The 18,247-nt window shown below is 68.5% G+C and carries 21 protein-coding genes; 17 read left to right on the top strand and 4 right to left on the bottom strand.

Translation table 11 applies throughout. The annotated features are described in order from the left end of the window. The first annotated feature begins 12 nt into the window (after nt 1-12). A complete protein-coding gene (locus ABQE93_RS00575) occupies nt 13-1,308 on the top strand; it encodes a L,D-transpeptidase (protein ID WP_448405316.1) in 1,296 nt (431 codons plus the stop codon). On the opposite strand, the gene ABQE93_RS00570 is transcribed toward ABQE93_RS00575, so the two are convergent. Beyond that, nucleotides 1,305-2,054, bottom strand: a complete 750-nt coding sequence (locus ABQE93_RS00570; protein ID WP_448405315.1) for an SDR family oxidoreductase — start codon at nt 2,052-2,054, stop codon at nt 1,305-1,307. The two genes, ABQE93_RS00575 and ABQE93_RS00570, sit on opposite strands and share 4 nt — an antisense overlap. A gap of 168 nt (nt 2,055-2,222) precedes the next feature. Between ABQE93_RS00570 and ABQE93_RS00565 the strand changes: the two genes are divergently transcribed. From ABQE93_RS00565 to ABQE93_RS00540, 6 genes are all read left to right on the top strand, one after another. Continuing rightward, on the top strand, nt 2,223-3,497 hold the full coding sequence (locus tag ABQE93_RS00565) for an ROK family protein (protein ID WP_448405314.1): 1,275 nt from the start codon (nt 2,223-2,225) through the stop codon (nt 3,495-3,497). Between the two features lie 33 nt (nt 3,498-3,530). After that, nucleotides 3,531-4,847: a D-inositol-3-phosphate glycosyltransferase gene (gene mshA / locus ABQE93_RS00560; RefSeq protein ID WP_448405313.1), complete on the top strand. Its 1,317-nt coding sequence runs from the start codon at nt 3,531-3,533 to the stop codon at nt 4,845-4,847. Beyond that, nucleotides 4,844-5,350, top strand: a complete 507-nt coding sequence (locus tag ABQE93_RS00555) for a type III secretion system chaperone family protein (RefSeq protein WP_448405312.1) — start codon at nt 4,844-4,846, stop codon at nt 5,348-5,350. Before mshA ends, ABQE93_RS00555 begins: the two co-directional genes overlap by 4 nt. 10 nt (nt 5,351-5,360) lie before the next feature. Then, complete coding sequence (locus ABQE93_RS00550; protein WP_448405311.1) at nt 5,361-6,110, top strand: phosphoglyceromutase; 750 nt, start codon at nt 5,361-5,363, stop codon at nt 6,108-6,110. 130 nt (nt 6,111-6,240) lie between these two features. Then, complete coding sequence (locus ABQE93_RS00545) at nt 6,241-7,416, top strand: sensor histidine kinase (protein ID WP_448405310.1); 1,176 nt, start codon at nt 6,241-6,243, stop codon at nt 7,414-7,416. Further along, the gene (locus ABQE93_RS00540; RefSeq protein WP_448405309.1) at nt 7,413-8,099 is read left to right on the top strand and encodes a winged helix-turn-helix domain-containing protein; all 687 of its coding nucleotides are present in this window, start codon (nt 7,413-7,415) and stop codon (nt 8,097-8,099) included. The genes ABQE93_RS00545 and ABQE93_RS00540 overlap by 4 nt, the downstream gene beginning before the upstream one ends. Before the next feature lie 3 nt (nt 8,100-8,102). Here ABQE93_RS00540 and ABQE93_RS00535 read toward each other — a convergent pair whose 3' ends face one another. Further along, nucleotides 8,103-8,879: a DUF3109 family protein gene (locus ABQE93_RS00535; RefSeq protein ID WP_448405308.1), complete on the bottom strand. Its 777-nt coding sequence runs from the start codon at nt 8,877-8,879 to the stop codon at nt 8,103-8,105. A 32-nt stretch (nt 8,880-8,911) separates the two neighbouring features. Between ABQE93_RS00535 and ABQE93_RS00530 the strand changes: the two genes are divergently transcribed. The 9 genes from ABQE93_RS00530 to ABQE93_RS00490 all read left to right on the top strand — a co-directional run bounded on the left by ABQE93_RS00530 (nt 8,912) and on the right by ABQE93_RS00490 (nt 16,408). Next, nucleotides 8,912-9,892, top strand: a complete 981-nt coding sequence (locus tag ABQE93_RS00530) for a Ppx/GppA family phosphatase (RefSeq protein WP_448405307.1) — start codon at nt 8,912-8,914, stop codon at nt 9,890-9,892. Nucleotides 9,893-9,918: 26 nt separating this feature from the next. After that, nucleotides 9,919-10,929 carry an Rv0497 family membrane protein gene (locus tag ABQE93_RS00525; protein ID WP_448405306.1) on the top strand — a complete coding sequence of 337 codons (1,011 nt, stop codon included), beginning with the start codon at nt 9,919-9,921 and terminating at the stop codon, nt 10,927-10,929. Between the two features lie 17 nt (nt 10,930-10,946). Then, on the top strand, nt 10,947-11,792 hold the full coding sequence (locus ABQE93_RS00520) for a sugar phosphate isomerase/epimerase family protein (RefSeq protein WP_448405305.1): 846 nt from the start codon (nt 10,947-10,949) through the stop codon (nt 11,790-11,792). Between the two features lie 28 nt (nt 11,793-11,820). Then, a complete protein-coding gene (locus tag ABQE93_RS00515) occupies nt 11,821-12,630 on the top strand; it encodes a thioesterase family protein (protein ID WP_448405304.1) in 810 nt (269 codons plus the stop codon). Nucleotides 12,631-12,659: 29 nt separating this feature from the next. Next, nucleotides 12,660-13,520: a pyrroline-5-carboxylate reductase gene (proC, locus tag ABQE93_RS00510; RefSeq protein ID WP_448405303.1), complete on the top strand. Its 861-nt coding sequence runs from the start codon at nt 12,660-12,662 to the stop codon at nt 13,518-13,520. 142 nt (nt 13,521-13,662) lie between these two features. Beyond that, nucleotides 13,663-13,926 (top strand): helix-turn-helix domain-containing protein, encoded by a 264-nt coding sequence (locus tag ABQE93_RS00505; RefSeq protein WP_427059206.1) that lies wholly within the window; start codon nt 13,663-13,665, stop codon nt 13,924-13,926. 151 nt (nt 13,927-14,077) lie between these two features. Then, nucleotides 14,078-14,179, top strand: a complete 102-nt coding sequence (locus ABQE93_RS00500; RefSeq protein WP_003402602.1) for a 30S ribosomal protein bS22 — start codon at nt 14,078-14,080, stop codon at nt 14,177-14,179. Nucleotides 14,180-14,210: 31 nt separating this feature from the next. Beyond that, nucleotides 14,211-15,308, top strand: a complete 1,098-nt coding sequence (locus tag ABQE93_RS00495; protein WP_448405302.1) for an SDR family oxidoreductase — start codon at nt 14,211-14,213, stop codon at nt 15,306-15,308. Nucleotides 15,309-15,346: 38 nt separating this feature from the next. Then, on the top strand, nt 15,347-16,408 hold the full coding sequence (locus ABQE93_RS00490) for a lysophospholipid acyltransferase family protein (protein ID WP_448405301.1): 1,062 nt from the start codon (nt 15,347-15,349) through the stop codon (nt 16,406-16,408). A 30-nt stretch (nt 16,409-16,438) separates the two neighbouring features. Here the strand turns inward: ABQE93_RS00490 and ABQE93_RS00485 are convergent, their stop codons facing one another. Together ABQE93_RS00485 and ABQE93_RS00480 are read right to left on the bottom strand one after the other, a co-directional pair. Then, nucleotides 16,439-16,969, bottom strand: coding sequence for an FAS1-like dehydratase domain-containing protein (locus tag ABQE93_RS00485; protein WP_448405300.1), 531 nt, complete (start codon nt 16,967-16,969; stop codon nt 16,439-16,441). Nucleotides 16,970-16,983: 14 nt separating this feature from the next. Next, nucleotides 16,984-17,898, bottom strand: coding sequence for an HAD family hydrolase (locus ABQE93_RS00480; protein WP_448392276.1), 915 nt, complete (start codon nt 17,896-17,898; stop codon nt 16,984-16,986). A gap of 39 nt (nt 17,899-17,937) precedes the next feature. On the opposite strand from ABQE93_RS00480, the gene ABQE93_RS00475 reads away from it, so the two are divergent. Next, the gene (locus tag ABQE93_RS00475) at nt 17,938-18,192 is read left to right on the top strand and encodes a glutaredoxin family protein (RefSeq protein WP_448405299.1); all 255 of its coding nucleotides are present in this window, start codon (nt 17,938-17,940) and stop codon (nt 18,190-18,192) included. Nucleotides 18,193-18,247 lie beyond the last annotated feature (55 nt).

Raw genomic sequence — 18,247 nt, 5'->3', positions numbered from 1 at the left:
CGCTGGGAACGCGTGAGCCCCAGCCCGATTTTCGACGCCTGGCCGCCGCAGATCAGCCGGCGGCGCGCCCTGACCGCGCTGGTGGTCGGTGTCGTCGCGCCCGGCACGCTGGCGGCCTGTGCAGGGTCCAGCACGACGTCGGGGGAGGCGGCCGCACCTCCCGTGCCGACGGTGACGTTCGAACCGGCCGACGCGGCCACCGACGTCTCACCGGTCGCGCCGGTGCGCGTCGCGGTCACCGACGGCTGGTTCCAGCGGGTCGCGCTGACCAACGCGGACGGCAAGGTGGTCGCGGGCACGCTCAACCGGGACCGCACCGAGTTCACCGTGTCCGAGCCGCTCGGTTACGGCTCGCGGTACACCTGGAGCGGTTCGGTCGTCGGCCGCGACGGTAAGGCCGTGCCGCTGGTCGGCGCGTTCACCACACTGACCCCGACGAAACAGGTCAACGGGCGGTTCCAGCTCGCCGACGGTCAGGTCGTAGGCGTGGCGGCGCCCATCATCCTGCAATTCGACGCGTCGATCAGCGATAAGGCCTCCGTCGAGGAGGCCGTCACCGTGACCACCGACCCGCCCGTCGAGGGCAGTTGGGCGTGGTTGCCCGATGAGGTCGGCGGCTCGCGGATGCACTGGCGCTCCCGCGAGTACTTTCCGGCCGGAACCAAGGTCAACGTCGACTCGCGGCTCTACGGTGTGCCGTTCGGCGACGGCGCCTACGGCGCACAAGACGCGACGCTGCACTTCGAGATCGGCCGCCGGCAGGTGGTGCGCGGACACGCGCCGTCGCACCGCATCCAGGTGCTCGACGCCAACGACGCCGTGATCATGGACTTCGCATGCAGCTACGGCGAGGGAGACCTGGACCGCAACGTCACCCGCAGCGGTATCCACGTCGTCACCGAGAAGCACTTGGACTTCTATATGAGCAACCCGGCTGCCGGTTACTCCAACGTGCACATGCGCCATGCCGTGCGGATCTCCAACAACGGCGAGTTCATCCACGCCAACCCGGGCAGCCTCGGCTCGCAGGGCAGCAGCAACGTCACCAACGGCTGCATCAACCTGTCGCCGGGCGACGCCGAGCAGTACTACAACAGCGCGATCTACGGGGACCCGGTCGAGATCACGGGCACCCGCCTGGAGTTGTCCTACGCCGACGGGGACATTTGGGACTGGGTGGTGCCGTGGGACGAGTGGGTCGCGATGTCGGCGCTGGATGAGAAGCCCTCACCCGAGGCGATTCCCGATAGCGCTCCCGCGACGCCCTCGGGTGGCCCGACGGGTGCGCCGCAACCCGCCGGCCGCTAAGAGCGGCGGTTGAAGCGGGTGGCGCTGGCCTGATCGCGCGGGCGGATCACGATCGAATCCAGGTTGACGTGCGAGGGCCGCGACGCGACGAACCCGATCACCTCGGCGACGTCTTCGGCCACCAGCGGCGTCACTCCCTCGTACACCTTCTCGGCGCGCTGCTCGTCGCCTTCGAACCGGCGCAGCGAGAAATCCGTCTTCACCATCCCCGGCGCGATCTCGGTGAGCCGCACCGGTTTTCCCAACAGCTCCCCGCGCAGCGTGCGATGCAGCGCGGCCTGCGCGTGCTTGGCCGACGTATACCCCGACCCGTTGTCGTAGGTCTCGAACGCCGCGATCGAGGTGACCGTGACAATCAGCCCGTCGCCGGAGTCGATCAGCTTCGGCAGCAGCGCCCGCGTGACCCGCAGCGTGCCGAGCACGTTGGCCTCCCACATCCACCGCCAGTTGTCGATGTCGGCCTCCGCCACCGACTCCAGCCCGCGTGCGCCGCCGGCGTTGTTGACCAGCACATCGACGCGGTCCAGGGCCTCGGCCAGCGCCGCCACATCCTGCTCGGACGCGACGTCCGTCACGCTCGCGGTGCCGCCGATCTCGTTGGCCAGCGCCTCGACACGCTCCGCCCGGCGTGCCACGCAGACCACGTGAAATCCCTGCGCAGCAAGAGTTCTCGCGGTTGCCTCGCCGATGCCGGCGCTGGCACCGGTGACCACCGCGACCCGGTTCCCGGTCTGTGGTGACGTCATCTGTCCAACCTTAGTTGTCGTGCTAAATTCCAGCGCATGTACGGAAGCTGTTGTTGTCGCCGCGCCTTCTGCCGCGCCTGAGCGACCTCGGATAACCGCTTCGTACGTCCTGACGAGTCGCCTGGTGTGGCCACCTCCCCACCCGCCGACTTCAACAAAGGACACCCCATGACCGCCGCCACCCTCCGCCCACACCCCAAGCGCACGCTGCTGGCCAGACACCACATCGTTGCCCCGGCACTCAAGTTGCCCGACGCCGCGGCCGCGTCGGTGTTCAGCGCCGCCCGGCGGCGCGGCCCGATCGCCCGTGACGCCATCGCGCAGACCACCCGGCTGAGCATCGCCACGGTGAACCGCCAGGTCACCGCGCTGCTCGACGCCGGCTTGCTACGGGAACGCCCTGACTTGGCGGTCCCCGGCGCGATCGGCCGACCCCGCGTGCCCGTCGAGGTCAACCACGAGCCGTACCTGACGTTGGGCATCCACATCGGTGCCCGCGCCACCAGCATCGTGGCCACCGACCTGCTGGGCCGCACCCTCGATGTCGTCGAGACCCCGACACCGCGCGGACCGCAGACCGCCGCGCTGGCCCACGTGGCCCAAAGCGCCCACCGGTACCTGAGTCGTCCCCCGCGAGCGGGAGGTGCGCCTAGGCACCGTCGGCGCCCGCTGTGGGTGGGTGTGGCCGCCGGCGGCGTCGTCGACAGCGCCGCCGGATCGCTGGATCATCCCCGGCTGGGCTGGGTCGACGCGCCCGTCGGGCCGGTGCTCGCCGGGGCGCTCGGGTTGCCGGTGTCGGTGGCCTCGCACGTCGACGCCATGGCCGGCGCCGAACTGTTGCTCGGAGTGCGGCGCACGCCGTCACCGGCGCTGACCAGCCTCTACGTCTACGCCCGCGAAACAGTCGGCTACGCAGTGTCGATCGGCGGCCGGGTGCATTCGCCGACCAGCGGTCCCGGCACCATCGCCGCGCTGCCCGCCCAATCCGAATTGCTCGGCGGCAGCGGACAATTGGAATCCACCGTCAGCGACGAGGCGGTGCTCGCCGCGGCTCGTCGCGCCCGCGTTCTCCCGGCCGAGGGGCCCGCAATCACCATGCAGGCGTTGTTGCGCGCCGCGCGTGATGCCCACCCCCAGGCGCAGGGCCTGCTGGCCGAGCGAGCCCGGGTGCTCGGCGAGGCGGTGGCACTGCTGCGCGACATGCTCAACCCCGACGACCTGGTGGTCGGCGGTCAAGCGTTCACCGAGTACCCCGAGGCCATGGGCCTGGTTAAGGCGGCGTACACGCAACGCTCGGTGATGCCGCCACGCGAGATCCGGGTGAGCGGGTTCGGCAACCGGGTGCAGGAGGCGGGCGCCGGGGTAATGTCGCTCGCCGGCCTGTATGCCGACCCGATCGGTGCGATGCGGCGCGCCGGCCGCCGCGGCGTGCCCGCCTCGTGAGGCACCGCGCCGACGGGGTGTAGACATGAGTGTGTGCGTCTAGTCACCGATGTGCCCGGCGGACCGGCTCCGCGACGCGTCGCGGTGTTGTCAGTGCACACCTCCCCGCTGGCCCAGCCCGGTATGGGCGACGCCGGCGGCATGAACGTCTACGTGTTGCAGACCGCCCTGCAGATGGCGCGGCGCGGTGTCGAGGTGGAGATCTTCACTCGCGCGACCTCCTCGGCCGACGCGCCCGTCGTGCCGGTGGCGCCCGGCGTGCTGGTGCGCAACGTCGTCGCCGGACCGTTTGAGGGCCTCGACAAATACGATCTGCCCACCCAACTGTGCGCGTTCACCGCGGGCGTGCTGCGCGCCGAGGCCACCCACGAGCCCGGCTATTACGACATCGTGCACTCGCACTACTGGTTGTCGGGTCAGGTCGGCTGGCTGGCCCGCGACCGGTGGGCGGTGCCGTTGGTGCACACCGCGCACACGCTGGCCGCGGTCAAGAACGCCGCGCTGGCCGACGGTGACGCACCCGAACCGCCGCTGCGCGCGGTCGGTGAACAGCAGGTGGTCGACGAGGCCGACCGGTTGATCGTCAACACCGAACTGGAAGCCCAACAACTGGTTTCGTTGCATTCGGCCGATCCCGCCCGCATCGACGTCGTGCACCCTGGCGTCGACCTGGACACGTTCACACCGGGGGACCGGCGCGCGGCCCGCGCCGCGCTGGGCCTGGATCTCGACGCGCCGACGGTGGGTTTCGTCGGGCGCATCCAACCGCTCAAGGCGCCCGACGTGGTGCTGCGCGCGGCGGCCAAGCTGCCCGGGGTGCGGGTGCTGGTGGCCGGTGGGCCGTCGGGCACGGGGCTGGCGGCGCCCGACGGACTGATTCGGCTGGCCGACGATCTGGGTATCGGCGACCGGGTGACGTTCCTGCCGCCGCAGTCGCGCGAACAACTGGTCAACGTGTACCGGGCCGCCGACCTGATCGCGGTGCCCAGCCATTCGGAATCGTTCGGTCTGGTCGCCGTCGAGGCGCAGGCATGCGGCACCCCGGTGGTGGCCGCCGCGGTCGGCGGGCTGCCCGTGGCCGTGCGCGACGGGGTCAGCGGCACCCTGGTGCACAGCCACGACATCGACGACTGGTCCGCGGCCCTCGGGGCGCTGTTGGAGCGGGGCCCGGCCACGTTGAGCAGCGCGGCCGTCGCGCACGCCTCGACGTTCTCCTGGTCGCACACCGTCGACGCGCTGCTGGCCAGCTACGGGCGTGCGATCAGCGACTACCGCGCACGGCACCAGCCCCGCGACGCCGCCGCGCGGCGCAACGGACGCATGTTCACGAGACGACGGGTACGGGCATGAACAGCGCAGACGTCGAGCGGATCATCGAGGACGCCTGCAAGGAGAGCCAGCTGGTCTGCACCCGTCATGAGGGCGCCCACGGCGGGCTGCCCGGGATCATCGTCGAGCTGCCCGGTGAGCGTCGCCTGGTGACCAACACGATCCTGTCCATCGGTGAGCACTCGGTGCGCGTCGAGGCGTTCGTGTGTCGCAAGCCCGACGAGAACCACGAGGGCGTCTACCGGTTTCTGCTCAAGCGCAACCGCCGGCTCTACGGCGTGGCCTACACCCTCGACAACGTCGGCGACATCTATCTGGTCGGCCGCATGGCGCTGCACTCGGTGACCCACGACGAGATCGACCGGGTTCTGGGCCAGGTGCTCGAAGCCGTCGACTCCGACTTCAACACGTTGCTGGAGTTGGGTTTTCGCTCGTCGATCCAGAAGGAATGGGAGTGGCGGGTGTCGCGCGGTGAGTCGCTGAAGAACCTGCGGGCCTTCGAGCACCTCATCGACGACGACTAGTCTCTTCGCCATGGGAAACTCCACGCTCATCCTGCTGCGCCACGGCGAAAGTGACTGGAACGCCAAAAACCTGTTCACCGGGTGGGTCGACGTCGACCTGACCGACAAGGGGCGCGCCGAAGCCGTGCGCGCCGGCGAGCTGATGAAGGAGCTGGACCGCCAGCCCGACGTGCTCTACACCTCGCTGCTGCGCCGCGCGATCAGCACCGCGAACATCGCGCTGGACACGGCCGACCGGCACTGGATCCCGGTGCACCGCGACTGGCGACTCAACGAACGCCACTACGGCGCGCTGCAGGGCCTGGACAAGGCCGAGACCAAGGACAAGTACGGCGAAGAGCAGTTCATGACGTGGCGGCGCGGCTATGACACCCCGCCGCCGCCGATCGAACCGGGCAGCACCTACAGCGAAGACGGCGACCCGCGCTACGCCGACATCCCCGGCGGCCCGCCGCGCACCGAATGCCTCAAAGACGTCGTGGAACGCTTCGTGCCGTACTACACCGAGGTGATCGAACCCGATCTGCGCGCAGGTAAGACCGTGCTGATCGCCGCGCACGGCAACTCGCTGCGCGCGCTGGTCAAGCACCTCGACGGGATGTCCGACGAGGAGATCGTCGGCCTCAACATCCCCACCGGGATCCCGCTGCGCTACGACCTGGACTCCGACCTCAAGCCGACCGTCATCGGCGGGCAGTACCTCGATCCCGAAGCCGCCGCGGCCGGTGCGGCCGCCGTCGCCGCCCAAGGCGCCAAATAGTCTGCCGAGCGGCCGATTCGGGCGAACACCGGGTGAACAGCAGTCGAATACCTGAGATTTGCTGTGTGACTTATCCCGGTTACGGCGCACGCTGCTGGGATGACGCTCACCGAATGCGTACGCTTCTCGCGTGAGTGTCGTATCGGCGCTACTGCTTGGCGCGGTGGCGTTGCTCGCGCTGGTGATCGGTGTCGGGCTCGGGGCGGGCTTTGCTCCCCGCCTGGTGGAGCGTCGACGCCGCAGGGCCGCCCAGCAAGCCGGCATCACCGTCTCGCAGATGCTCGAACACGTGATCTCGCAGTCTCCGGTGGGCATCGTCGTGGTCGACACCTTCCGTGACGTCGTCTACACCAACGACCGGGCACGCCAGCTGGGCCTGGTCACCGACCGGCTGCTCGACGACCGAACGTGGCTGGCCGCGCAGCGCACGCTGACCACGGGGGAAGATGTCGAGGTCGACCTGTCGCCGCGTCGACGCAGCGCGCCGGGACGGACGGCGCAGTCCATCCGCGGCCATGTGCGACTGCTGACCGAGGAGGACCGCCGGTTCGCCGTGGTGTACGTCGACGACCAGTCCGAGCACGCCCGGATGGAGGCCACCCGCCGGGATTTCGTTGCCAACGTCAGCCACGAACTCAAGACACCCGTCGGCGCGATGAGCGTGCTCGCCGAGGCGCTGTTGGCATCGGCCGACGACCCTGAAACCGCACGCCATTTCGCCGAGAAGATGCTCACCGAGTCGAACCGGCTGGGCAACATGGTCGGCGAGCTGATCGAACTGTCGCGGCTGCAGGGCGCTGAACGGCTGCCGGATCTGGAAGCCGTCGACGTGGACACCGTGGTGTCGGAGGCACTTTCGCGTTACAAGGTGGTTGCCGACAACGCCGACATCGCGATCACCACCGACGCCCCGACCGGGTACCGGGTGCTCGGCGATCAGCCGCTGCTGGTCACCGCGCTCGCCAACCTGGTTGCCAACGCAATCGCCTACTCGCCCAACGGATCATCGGTGTCGATTAGCCGGCGCCTGCGTGGGGACAACATCGAGATCGCGGTCACCGACCGCGGTATCGGCATCGACCGCGACGACCAGGAGCGGGTCTTCGAACGCTTCTTCCGGGTCGACAAGGCACGTTCGAGGGCTACCGGCGGCACCGGGCTCGGGCTTGCCATCGTCAAACATGTCGCCGCCAACCACAACGGATCCATCCGGCTGTGGAGCCAACCAGGCACGGGATCGACGTTCACGCTGTCGATTCCGGCCTATCCCGATCACGAAGACGAGAGGACCAACGAGACGATATGACCAGCGTGTTGATCGTGGAGGACGAGGAGTCCTTGGCTGATCCCCTGGCCTTTCTGCTCCGCAAGGAGGGCTTTGAAGCCACCGTGGTGACCGACGGACCCTCGGCGCTGGCCGAGTTCGAGCGGGCCGGTGCCGACATCGTCCTGCTCGACCTGATGCTGCCGGGGATGAGTGGAACCGACGTGTGCCGGCAACTACGTTTGCGCTCAAGTGTTCCCGTCATCATGGTGACGGCCCGCGACAGCGAGATCGACAAGGTTGTCGGCCTCGAGATCGGCGCCGACGACTACGTCACCAAACCGTATTCGGCGCGTGAGTTGATCGCCCGCATCCGGGCGGTGCTGCGCCGCGGCGCCGAGGCCGACGATCCCGGTGTCGGTGAAAGGGTGCTGGAAGCCGGTCCGGTGCGGATGGACGTGGAACGGCACGTGGTCACCGTCAACGGCGAGACGGTCATGTTGCCGCTCAAGGAATTTGACCTCCTGGAGTATCTGCTGCGCAATAGCGGCCGGGTGCTCACCCGCGGCCAGCTCATCGACCGGGTGTGGGGCGCGGACTATGTCGGCGACACCAAAACCCTTGACGTGCATGTGAAACGACTGCGCTCCAAGATCGAGGCCGACCCCGCCAACCCCGTTCATCTGGTCACGGTACGCGGCCTCGGCTACAAGCTCGAGGGCTAGACGTTACTCGGCAGCGCGGGTCGCAGGATGGACCGCGATGAGTCCTAATGCGCTGCGCCGCTTGCACATCGCGGCCAGCTCGGCGTAGGCCTTCTCACCGAGCAGTTCGGTCAGCTCGGGTGCGTAGGACTCCCACACCGGTCGGGCGCCGACGTGCGCGTTCGGGTCACCGGTGCAGTACCAGTGCAGGTCGGCGCCGCCCTCACCCCAGCCGCGGCGGTCGTATTCGGTGATCCAGGTCTTGAGGATCTCCTTGCCGTCCGGCAGCTCCACCCACTCCTGCACCCGCCGGATCGGCAGCTGCCAGCACACGTCGGGCTTCATCGTCAACGGCTCCACACCCAGCTTCAGCGCCTTGCTGTGCAGTGCACAGCCGATGCCGCCCGGGAAACCCGGCCGGTTCAGGAAGATGCAGGCGCCCTTGTACTTTCGGGTGCGCAGATTGGGTTCGCCGTCGTACTCGTCGTCCTCGAGGTAACCCTTCTTGCCCAACCCCTTGTCCCGGTACTGCCAGTCCTCGTCGGTGAGCTGTTTGACGGCGTCGTCGAGGCGGGCGCGGTCGTCGTCGTCGGACAAAAACGCACCGTGCGAACAACACCCGTCGTCGGGCCGGCCTTCCACCGTGCCCTTGCACGCGGGCGTGCCGAACACACACGTCCACCGCGACAACAGCCACGTCATATCGGCGGCGATCAGATGCTCAACGTTGTCGGGGTCGTAGAACTCGACCCACTCACGGGCGAAATCAAGTTCGACCTCTCCGGGGTGCGCGCCAGTCACGTATCCAACGGTAGACCGATTAAGTTGGGTGGGTGCGATTAGGCGTGCTCGACGTGGGCAGCAATACCGTTCACCTTCTGGTGGTGGACGCCCGCCGTGGTGGCCATCCGACGCCGATGAGCTCGACCAAGGCATCGTTGCGGCTCGCCGAGGCGATGGACGGCTCCGGCAACCTGACCCGCAGGTGCGCCGACAAGCTGGTCCGCACCGTCGACGAGTTCGCCAGGATCGCGACCAGCTCCGGCTGCGCGGAGCTGATGGCGTTCGCCACCTCCGCGGTGCGCGACGCCACCAACTCCGAAGCGGTGCTCGCGCGGGTGCACGCCGAAACCGGGGTGGAGCTCAAGGTGCTGGGCGGTGTCGAGGAGGCGCGGCTGACGTTTCTGGCCGTGCGCCGCTGGTACGGCTGGAGCGCCGGACGCATCGTCAACATCGACATCGGCGGCGGGTCGCTGGAGCTGTGCAACGGCGTCGACGAGGAACCCGACGTGGCGCTGTCGCTGCCGCTGGGCGCGGGGCGGCTGACCCGCGAGTGGTTGCCTGACGATCCGCCGGGCCGGCGCCGGGTCGCGATGCTGCGCGACTGGCTGGCCACCGAGCTCGCCGACGCCGGCGCCGAAGTGCTCAAGGCCGGGGCCCCCGACCTGGCCGTGGCCACCTCCAAGACGTTTCGCTCGCTGGCCCGGCTGACCGGAGCGGCACCCTCGGGAGCAGGGCCGAGGGTGAAAAGAACCCTCACCGCGACCGGCCTTAGGCAGCTCATAGCTTTCATCTCTAGGATGACCGCTGCTGACCGAGCGGAGTTGGAAGGGGTGAGCAGCGACCGGGCGCCGCAGATCGTGGCCGGGGCGCTAGTGGCCGAGGCAAGCATGAACGCGCTTGCTGTGGAGACCGTGGACATCTGCCCGTGGGCGTTGCGAGAAGGGCTTATTCTGCGGAAACTCGACAGCGAAGCCAACGGGAGCGACAGTCCGACCACACTGGAAACGTCCGGACACCATGTTGGACGATAGGTGACGAGGCCCAGAGGCGACAGACGATGACAGGACCAGACGACAGCAGCAGCAACACGCGACCGATCTCGGTTGCGGAGTTGCTCGCGCGCAACGGCACCATCGGTGCCCCACCCCTGGGTGGCCGGCGCAGGCGCCGCCGCGGCGACACCGGTTCGATCACGGTCGCCGAGTTGACCGGTGAGATCCCGATCATCCGCCCCGACCAGGACGGCGCCGTCGACGAAGCGGTCGAGACGGAAACCGCCGAGGACACCGACGTCGCCGAAGCCGACGTCGAAGCCGAAGCCGAAGCCGAAGCCGACGCCGAAGAGGCTATCGCCGAGGACACCGCCACCGACGAGGACGTCGACGACGATTACGCCGACGCGGTCGCCGACTACGCCGCCTACGTCGAACACCGCGAACAAGACGACGACCTGGACTTCTTCGCGCCGCCGCGGCGTCCCGCGTCGAGCCAGCCGACCGACGAGGTGGGCGCCGAGCAGATGAGCCCCGACCCGGTCGTCGGCTGGGCCGACACCGAGACCGATCAGGACGACGCCGACGCACCGACCGAACACGCCGAAACCGACGTCGACGAGGACGATGACGACGAGCTGCCGTCGTACCTGCGCGCCACGGCCGGACCGCTGTTCGGCGGCCAGACGGTCGCCGACGATATCGCCCGGCGCGGTACGCGCCCCGGCCCCGAAGACATCGACCTCGACGACCACGAGGAAGACGAGGCCGACGAGGCCGACGAGGCCCAGCCGGCCCCCGCGGGCAGCCGGATGTCGTCGATCCTGCGCGCGGCCTGGGTGGTCGGGCAGTGCGTCATCGCGGTCGCGTTCGGCGCGGGTCTGTTCATCGCCTTCGACCAGCTGTGGAAGTGGAACAACATCGTCGCGCTGATGCTGTCGGTGCTGGTGATCCTCGGCCTCGTCGTGGGTGTGCGGGTGGTGCGCAAGACCGAGGACATCGGCAGCACGCTCATCGCGGTGGCCGTCGGCGCCCTGGTCACGCTCGGCCCGCTGGCACTGTTGCAGTCGGGTTAGGCGCCGGCCGATAACCTGTGCGCCCTGCCATCAAGGTCGGTCTGTCGACGGCCTCGGTCTATCCGCTGAGGACCGAGGCCGCGTTCGAGTACGCCGCACGGCTCGGCTACGACGGTGTCGAGCTGATGGTGTGGGCCGAAACGGTCAGCCAAGATGTTGCAGCCATCGAGCGGTTGTCGCAGCGCTACGGGGTGCCGGTGTTGTCGGTGCACGCGCCGTGCCTGCTGATCTCGCAGCGGGTGTGGGGCGCCAACCCAATCCCCAAACTGGAGCGCAGCGTGCGCGCCGCCGAGGATCTGGGCGCCCAGACCGTCGTCGTGCACCCGCCGTTTCGCTGGCAGCGCCGCTACGCCGAGGGCTTCGCCGAGCAGGTCGCCGAACTCGAGGCGTCCAGCGACGTGCTGGTCGCGGTCGAGAACATGTTCCCGTTCCGCGCCGACCGGTTCTTCGGCGCCGGCCAGACGTCGATCGAGCGGATGCGCAAACGCGGCGGTAGGCCCGGACCCGGCATCTCGGCGTTCGCGCCGTCCTACGACCCGCTGGACGGTAACCACGCCCACTACACGCTGGATCTGTCCCACACGGCCACCGCGGGCACCGACGCCGTCGACATGGCCCGCCGGATGGGTGACGGGTTGGTGCACCTGCACCTGTGTGACGGCAGCGGCGCCTCCACCGACGAGCATCTGGTGCCCGGCCACGGCACCCAGCCCACCGTCGAGATCTGCGAGATGCTGGCGGCCAGCGACTTCACCGGGCATGTGATCCTTGAGGTGACCACGTCGGGCGCGCGCACCGCCGCCGAGCGTGAAGCGCTGCTGACGGAGTCGCTGCAGTTCGCCCGCGCGCACCTGCTGCGCTGACATTCCCGCTGACGGAGGAAAACCGCATATGGCTGGCTCCACCCTGTTCACCGACGCGATGGCGCTCACCGCGGTCGGTGACGGTGTCTATGACGGTGAGCTCAACGAGCACTGGACGATCGGGCCCAAGGTGCACGGCGGCGCGATGCTGGCGTTGTGCGCCAACGCGGCGCGCACCGAGTTCGGGCCGGGCGTCGAGCCGATCGCGATCTCGGGCAACTTCTTGTGGGCGCCCGACCCCGGGCCGTTGCGGCTGGTCACCACCGTGCGCAAACGCGGTCGCCGGATCAGCCTGATCGACGTGGAACTCAACCAGGGCGACCGGACCGCCGTGCGTGCGGCGGTGACGCTCGGTGTCCCCGAACACCACGTCCCGCCCCTGCTGTCGGTCAACCCGGTCATCCCGTTGATGCAGCCCGAACCGCCGCCGGGCCTGGAACCGATCGGCCCCGGCCATCCGATGGCCGACATCGTGCACCTGGCCCGCGGCTGTGACATCCGGCCCTCGCTGACCAGCTTTGAGCCCCGCACCGACGGCGGACCGCCGATCATCGAGTACTGGGTGCGGCCCAAGGGCACCGCGCCGGATGTGCTGTTCGCGCTGCTGTGCGGCGACGTGTCCGCCCCGGTCACGTTCGGCGTCAACCGGTTCGGGTGGGCGCCGACGGTGCAGTTGACGGCCTACCTGCGCACCCTTCCTGCCGACGGCTGGCTGCGCGTGATGTGCACGACGGTGCAGATCGGCCAGGACTGGTTCGACGAAGACCACATCGTCGTCGACAGCGAGGGCCACATCGTGGTGCAGACCCGGCAACTCGCGCTGGTGCCGGGCGAATAGCCCGACCCGCATCTGCCATGCTTTGCGGCATGGCGAGAATCGCGATCGTCGGCGGCGGAGGCATGGGTGAGGCGCTGCTGTCCGGGCTGCTGCGCGCCGGACGACAGGTCAAGGATCTGGTGGTGGCCGAAAAGGACCCTGACCGCGCGAAGTACCTGGCCGACAAGCACTCGGTGCTGGTGACGTCGGTCGCCGACGCTGTGGACACCGCCGAGTACGTGATCGTCGCGGTGAAGCCGTTCGACGTCGAAGGTCTGGTCGCCGAGATCGGCGAGGCCGCGGCGCAGGCCGACAGCGACACGGCCGAACAGGTTTTCGTCACGGTGGCGGCCGGGGTGACCACGGCGTTCTTCGAGAACAAGCTGCCCGCCGGTGCGCCGGTGATCCGGGTGATGCCCAACGCGCCGGTGGTCGTCGGCGGCGGGGTGAGCGCGCTGGCGCCAGGCCGGTTCGCGACCGCAGCCCAACTCAAGGAGGTGGCGTCGATCTTCGACGCGGTCGGTGGTGTGCTGACCGTGCCGGAGTCGCAACTGGACGCGGTCACCGCGTTGTCGGGCTCGGGGCCGGCGTATTTCTTCCTGATGGTCGAGGCGATGGTGGACGCCGGCGTTGACGCGGGGTTGCCGCGTGCGGTGGCCACCGAGCTGGTCGTGCAGACCATGGCCGGGTCGGCCGCGATGTTGCTGGATCGGCTCGACCAGTCCGCGGCCGCAGGCGGTCCGGCCACCGATACCTCGGCCGCGCAGCTGCGCGCGACCGTTACCTCGCCCGGCGGCACCACCGCCGCTGGTCTGCGGGAACTCGAAAAGGGAGGTTTGCGGGCGGCGGTGGCCAACGCCGTGGAAGCCGCAAAAACCCGCTCTGAGCAGCTAGGAATTACATCTCAGTAATTCAATTAATTCTGGTCGATTAACCCACACCCGTCGCAGTAACCCCACAAGCCACGCTATTCTCCTGGTTGTAAGCACAGGTCGGTGTGCCAGCGGTGGGGAAGCCGCTGGAACGGCCTGTGCAGAACTGGATTGGGTTGCGATGACGTCTATGAACGGGCCATCGGCGCGGGATTCGGCTAGTGGCAAGTCGGCACGCGAAACCGGCTCCGCCGACAGCCAACCGCCACGAGCTCAATTTCTCACCGTCGCCGAAGTGGCCAGCCTGATGAGGGTCAGCAAGATGACGGTGTACCGGCTGGTGCACAACGGAGAGCTGCCCGCCGTGCGGGTCGGCCGCTCGTTCCGGGTGCACGCCAAGGCTGTCCACGACATGCTGGAGAGCTCGTACTTCGACGCCGGTTAGCTCGCCAGGACGGGCCCGCGTCGCGCACGCGGCGACGCGGGCTGCCCGACCGGCCGTGAGCCGGTCTGCTGACGGAGCCGTTTTCCGTTCACCGAGGTAGTCCCGGTAAGGTAACGGGGTCAAGGTAAAACACCTCTAGGTAGCGGAGTTCATGGGTTCAGTCATCAAGAAGCGGCGCAAGCGGATGTCGAAGAAGAAGCACCGTAAGCTGCTTCGTCGCACCCGGGTGCAGCGCAGAAAGCTCGGCAAGTAACTTTCGCCCGGCCTCGCTAGGCTGACCCGATATGGATTCCGAGGGTCGTTCCGCTGGGCACGTCGACGGGTCTGATGCACGCGACAGCGCGCACTATCCGAAGGTCGTACTGGTCACCGGGGCGTGCCGGTTCCTCGGCGGGTACCTGACCGCCAGGCTGGCGCAGAACCCGCTGATCAACCACGTCATTGCCGTCGACGCGGTCGCGCCGAGCAAGGACCTGCTGCGCCGGATGGGCCGCGCGGAGTTCGTGCGCGCCGACATCCGTAACCCGTTCATCGCCAAGGTGATACGCAACGGCGACGTCGACACCGTGGTGCACGCGGCCGCGGCGTCCTACGCCCCGCGCTCGGGCCGGGCCACGCTCAAGGAACTCAACGTGATGGGCGCGATCCAGCTGTTCGCCGCCTGCCAGAAGGCACCGTCGCTGCGCCGGGTGATCCTCAAGTCGACGTCGGAGGTCTACGGCGCCAGCGCGCACGACCCGGTGATGTTCACCGAGGACACCAGCGCCCGCCGACCACCGCGTGACGGGTTCGCCCGCGACAGCATCGACATCGAGGGCTACGTGCGGGGTCTGGGCCGGCGCAGAACCGACATCACGGTCACGATCCTGCGGCTGGCCAACATGATCGGGCCCGCGATGGACACCGCGCTGTCGCGCTACCTCGCCGGGCCCGTGGTGCCGACGGTGGCCGGGCACGACGCGCGGCTGCAGCTGCTGCACGAGCAGGACGCGCTCGGCGCGCTGGAGCGGGCCACGATGGCCGGTAAGCCGGGCACATTCAACATCGGCGCCCCCGGGATCGTCATGATGAGCCAGGCGATCCGGCGGGCCGGCCGGATACCGCTGCCGCTGCCCCGGCTGGCGCTGGCCGCGGTGGATTCGGTGTGGCGCGCAACTCGCTACACTGAGCTAGATCGCGAGCAATTGAACTATCTGAGCTACGGCAGGGTCATGGACACCTCGCGGATGCGAACTGACCTCGGCTTCAGCCCAAAATGGACGACCGCGGAGGCCTTTGACGATTACGTCCGGGGTCGAGGCTTGACCCCGATCGTCGACCCCGGCTGGGTACGCTCAATGGAGAGTAAAGCCGTGGCAGCGGCGCAACGGTGGGGAAGGTAGTCGCAAAACTTTACATCCGGTGGGAGAAGGTAACGAGCGTGGCGGGCGAGCCGAAGGCGAAAGTCATTCCGCTGCACAAGAATCCGAGTCGTGCAGCGGCGCAGCGGCGAACTGCTGCGCGGGCTGAAGGCGCTCGTCGTCGACATCCCTCGGTGCTCTCCGATCCGCCCGGCAATGCATCGGCCGAGCAGATCGCGGCCGTCATCCACGAGATCAACGAGCATCGCGGGGAGGCGCCCGGCAGCGAGCAGGCCCCCAACGAACTCGCCAAGCGCATCGCCGACGTCGCTGAATTCATCCGCAAGCGGATGACCGGTGACTACAACGTCGACGAGTTCGGCTTCGACTCCCATCTCAACGACGCGCTGTTTCTGCCGCTGATGCGGGTGTTCTTCAAGTCCTGGTTCCGGGTTGAGGTCAGCGGGATCGAAAACCTGCCGATCTCCGGGCCGGCGCTGGTGGTCGCCAACCACGCGGGCGTGCTGCCGTTCGACGGGCTGATGGCGTCGGTGGCGGTGCACGATCACCATCCGACCAACCGCGATCTGCGCCTGCTGGCCGCCGACATGGTGTTCGACCTGCCGGTGCTGGGCCACGCCGCGCGCAAGGCCGGCCACACGATGGCCTGCACCGCCGACGCCCACCGGCTGCTGGCCGCCGGCGAGCTCACCGCCGTGTTCCCGGAGGGCTACAAAGGCCTGGGCAAGCACTTCAAGGACCGCTACAAACTGCAGCGGTTCGGCCGCGGCGGGTTCGTCTCGTCGGCACTTCGCGCCAAGGCGCCCATCGTGCCGTGCTCGATCGTCGGCTCCGAGGAGATCTATCCGATGATCGCCGACGTCAAGCTGCTGGCCCGCCTGCTCGGGCTGCCGTACTTCCCGATCACCCCGTTCTTCCCGTTGGCCGGGCCGGCGGGGATGGTGCCGCTGCCGTCGAAGTGGCACATCCAGTTCGGCGAGCCGATCGAGACCGCCGACTACGACGAGTCGGCCCCCGACGATCCGATGGTCACCTTCGAGCTGACCGACCACGTGCGCGAAACCATCCAGCAGACGCTGTATCAGCTGCTGGCCAACCGCCGCAACATGTTCTTCGGTTAGGCCGACGGGCAGTTAGCGCCCGCTCGCGGATCAGCTTTTTTGGTTGGCGATCATGTTCTTGATGGCCTCGTCGCGGGCCGCGGCGATCTTCGCGCTGACTTCGTCGGCCTCGGTGTCCGAGGCGGCCTCGCCCATCACGGTGATGACGCTGGTGATCACCGGCTTGCCCTCGGCGTCGGTCACCTCGCCGCGGACCTCGGTCACCACCGCGCCGTGCGACTCGGTCACCGAATCGAGGTACGAGTCGAAGTACAGCTTGTCGCCGGCGACGATGGGCCGGTGAAAGGTCAGCTTCTGGTCGCGGTGCAGCATCCGCTCCATGTTGATCGGAATGTCGAACTGGTTGAAGATCTCCAGCTGCACCCGCCGGCCGGCGACCGCCAGGAAAGTCAGCGAGGCGATCAACGCGTCGTAGCCGCACTCCTCGGCGGCGTCCTCCGAATAGTGCGCCGGATGTTCGTCTTTGACCGCCTTGGCGAACTCACGGATCTTCTCCCGGTCCACCTCGAAGTAATCGGGGTAGCGGTAGTGAGTCCCGATGATGTTCTCGGCGATGGCCATGACGCGCGAGCCTATCAGCGCTCTTGGCGCCGCGACGCGATGGCGGCCAGCGCACCGCCGGCCGCGCCGAGTGCCAGCGCTGACGGCACACCGATGCGCGCGGCCTTGCGGGCGGTGCGGAAATCACGGATCTCCCAACCCCGTTCGCGGGCCAGCTCGCGAAGATCGGCGTCGGGGTTGATGGCCACGGCCGTGCCGACCAGCGACAGCATCGGCACGTCGTTGAAGCTGTCCGAGTAGGCCGTACAGCGCCTCAGGTTGAGCCCCTCGCGGATGGCCAGCGACCGCACCGCGTGCGCCTTGCCGGTGCCGTGCAGGATGTCGCCGACCAGCCTGCCGGTGAACACCCCGTCGACCGATTCGGCGACGGTGCCCAGCGCCCCGGTCAGCCCCAGCCGCCGCGCGATCGTGGCGGCCAGCTCATACGGCGTCGCGGTGACCAGCCACACCTGCTGGCCGGCGTCGAGGTGCATTTGCGCCAGCGCGCGGGTGCCCGGCCAGATCTTGTCGGCGATGATCTCGTCGTAGATCTCCTCGCCGAGCGCCTCCAGTTCGGCGGTGGGCCGGCCCTCGATGAACGCCAGCGCTTTGCGTTTGCCCGCGGCGACGTCATCGCTGTTCTCCCGGCCGATGAGCTGAAACTTGGCCTGCGCGTAGATGAACTTCGCGATATCGCCGTAGGTGAAGTACTTGCGTGCGGCCAGCCCGCGGGCGAAGTGCACCATCGACGACCCGTGCACCAACGTGTTGTCCACGTCGAAGAACGCCGCGGCGGTCAGGTCGGGCGGCGGTGGCGGCGGAGCGCCGTACTCCTCGCCGGCCAGCTCCGTGACGGCCGCTTTGGCGCTGGCTTCACCGGCAGCTTGCTGCGCTTCGGGCGTCGACGGACCCGCCAGCTGTTCCGTATCGATGCGACCGGACTCGGACACGGTTTCAACCCTAAGTCACCTGGCGGCGATACTTGCGATATGGACCGGCGGGTGGAGCTGCTGACACGGGACGGCTGTGTGATCTGCGACGGGGCGGCCGCCCAGCTGCGCCGGCTGGCCGACGAGCTGGGCTTCACGCTGACGATCACCGACGTCGACGCCGCCGCGGCCGCCGGGGATGCCGCGTTGCGGGCGGAGTTCGGCGACCGGCTTCCCGTGGTGCTGCTCGACGGCAGCGAGCACAGCTACTGGGAGGTCGACGAACCCCGGCTGCGCACCGACCTAGCCAGGTGAACACAGTTTCCCAGCAGAAGTCGCGAAATTTGGTTACCTAAGTGTTCACCGACTA

The sequence above is a fragment of the Mycolicibacterium sp. XJ662 genome, from assembly GCF_053484035.1.
This window is presented reverse-complemented; position numbering and strand designations above follow the sequence as displayed.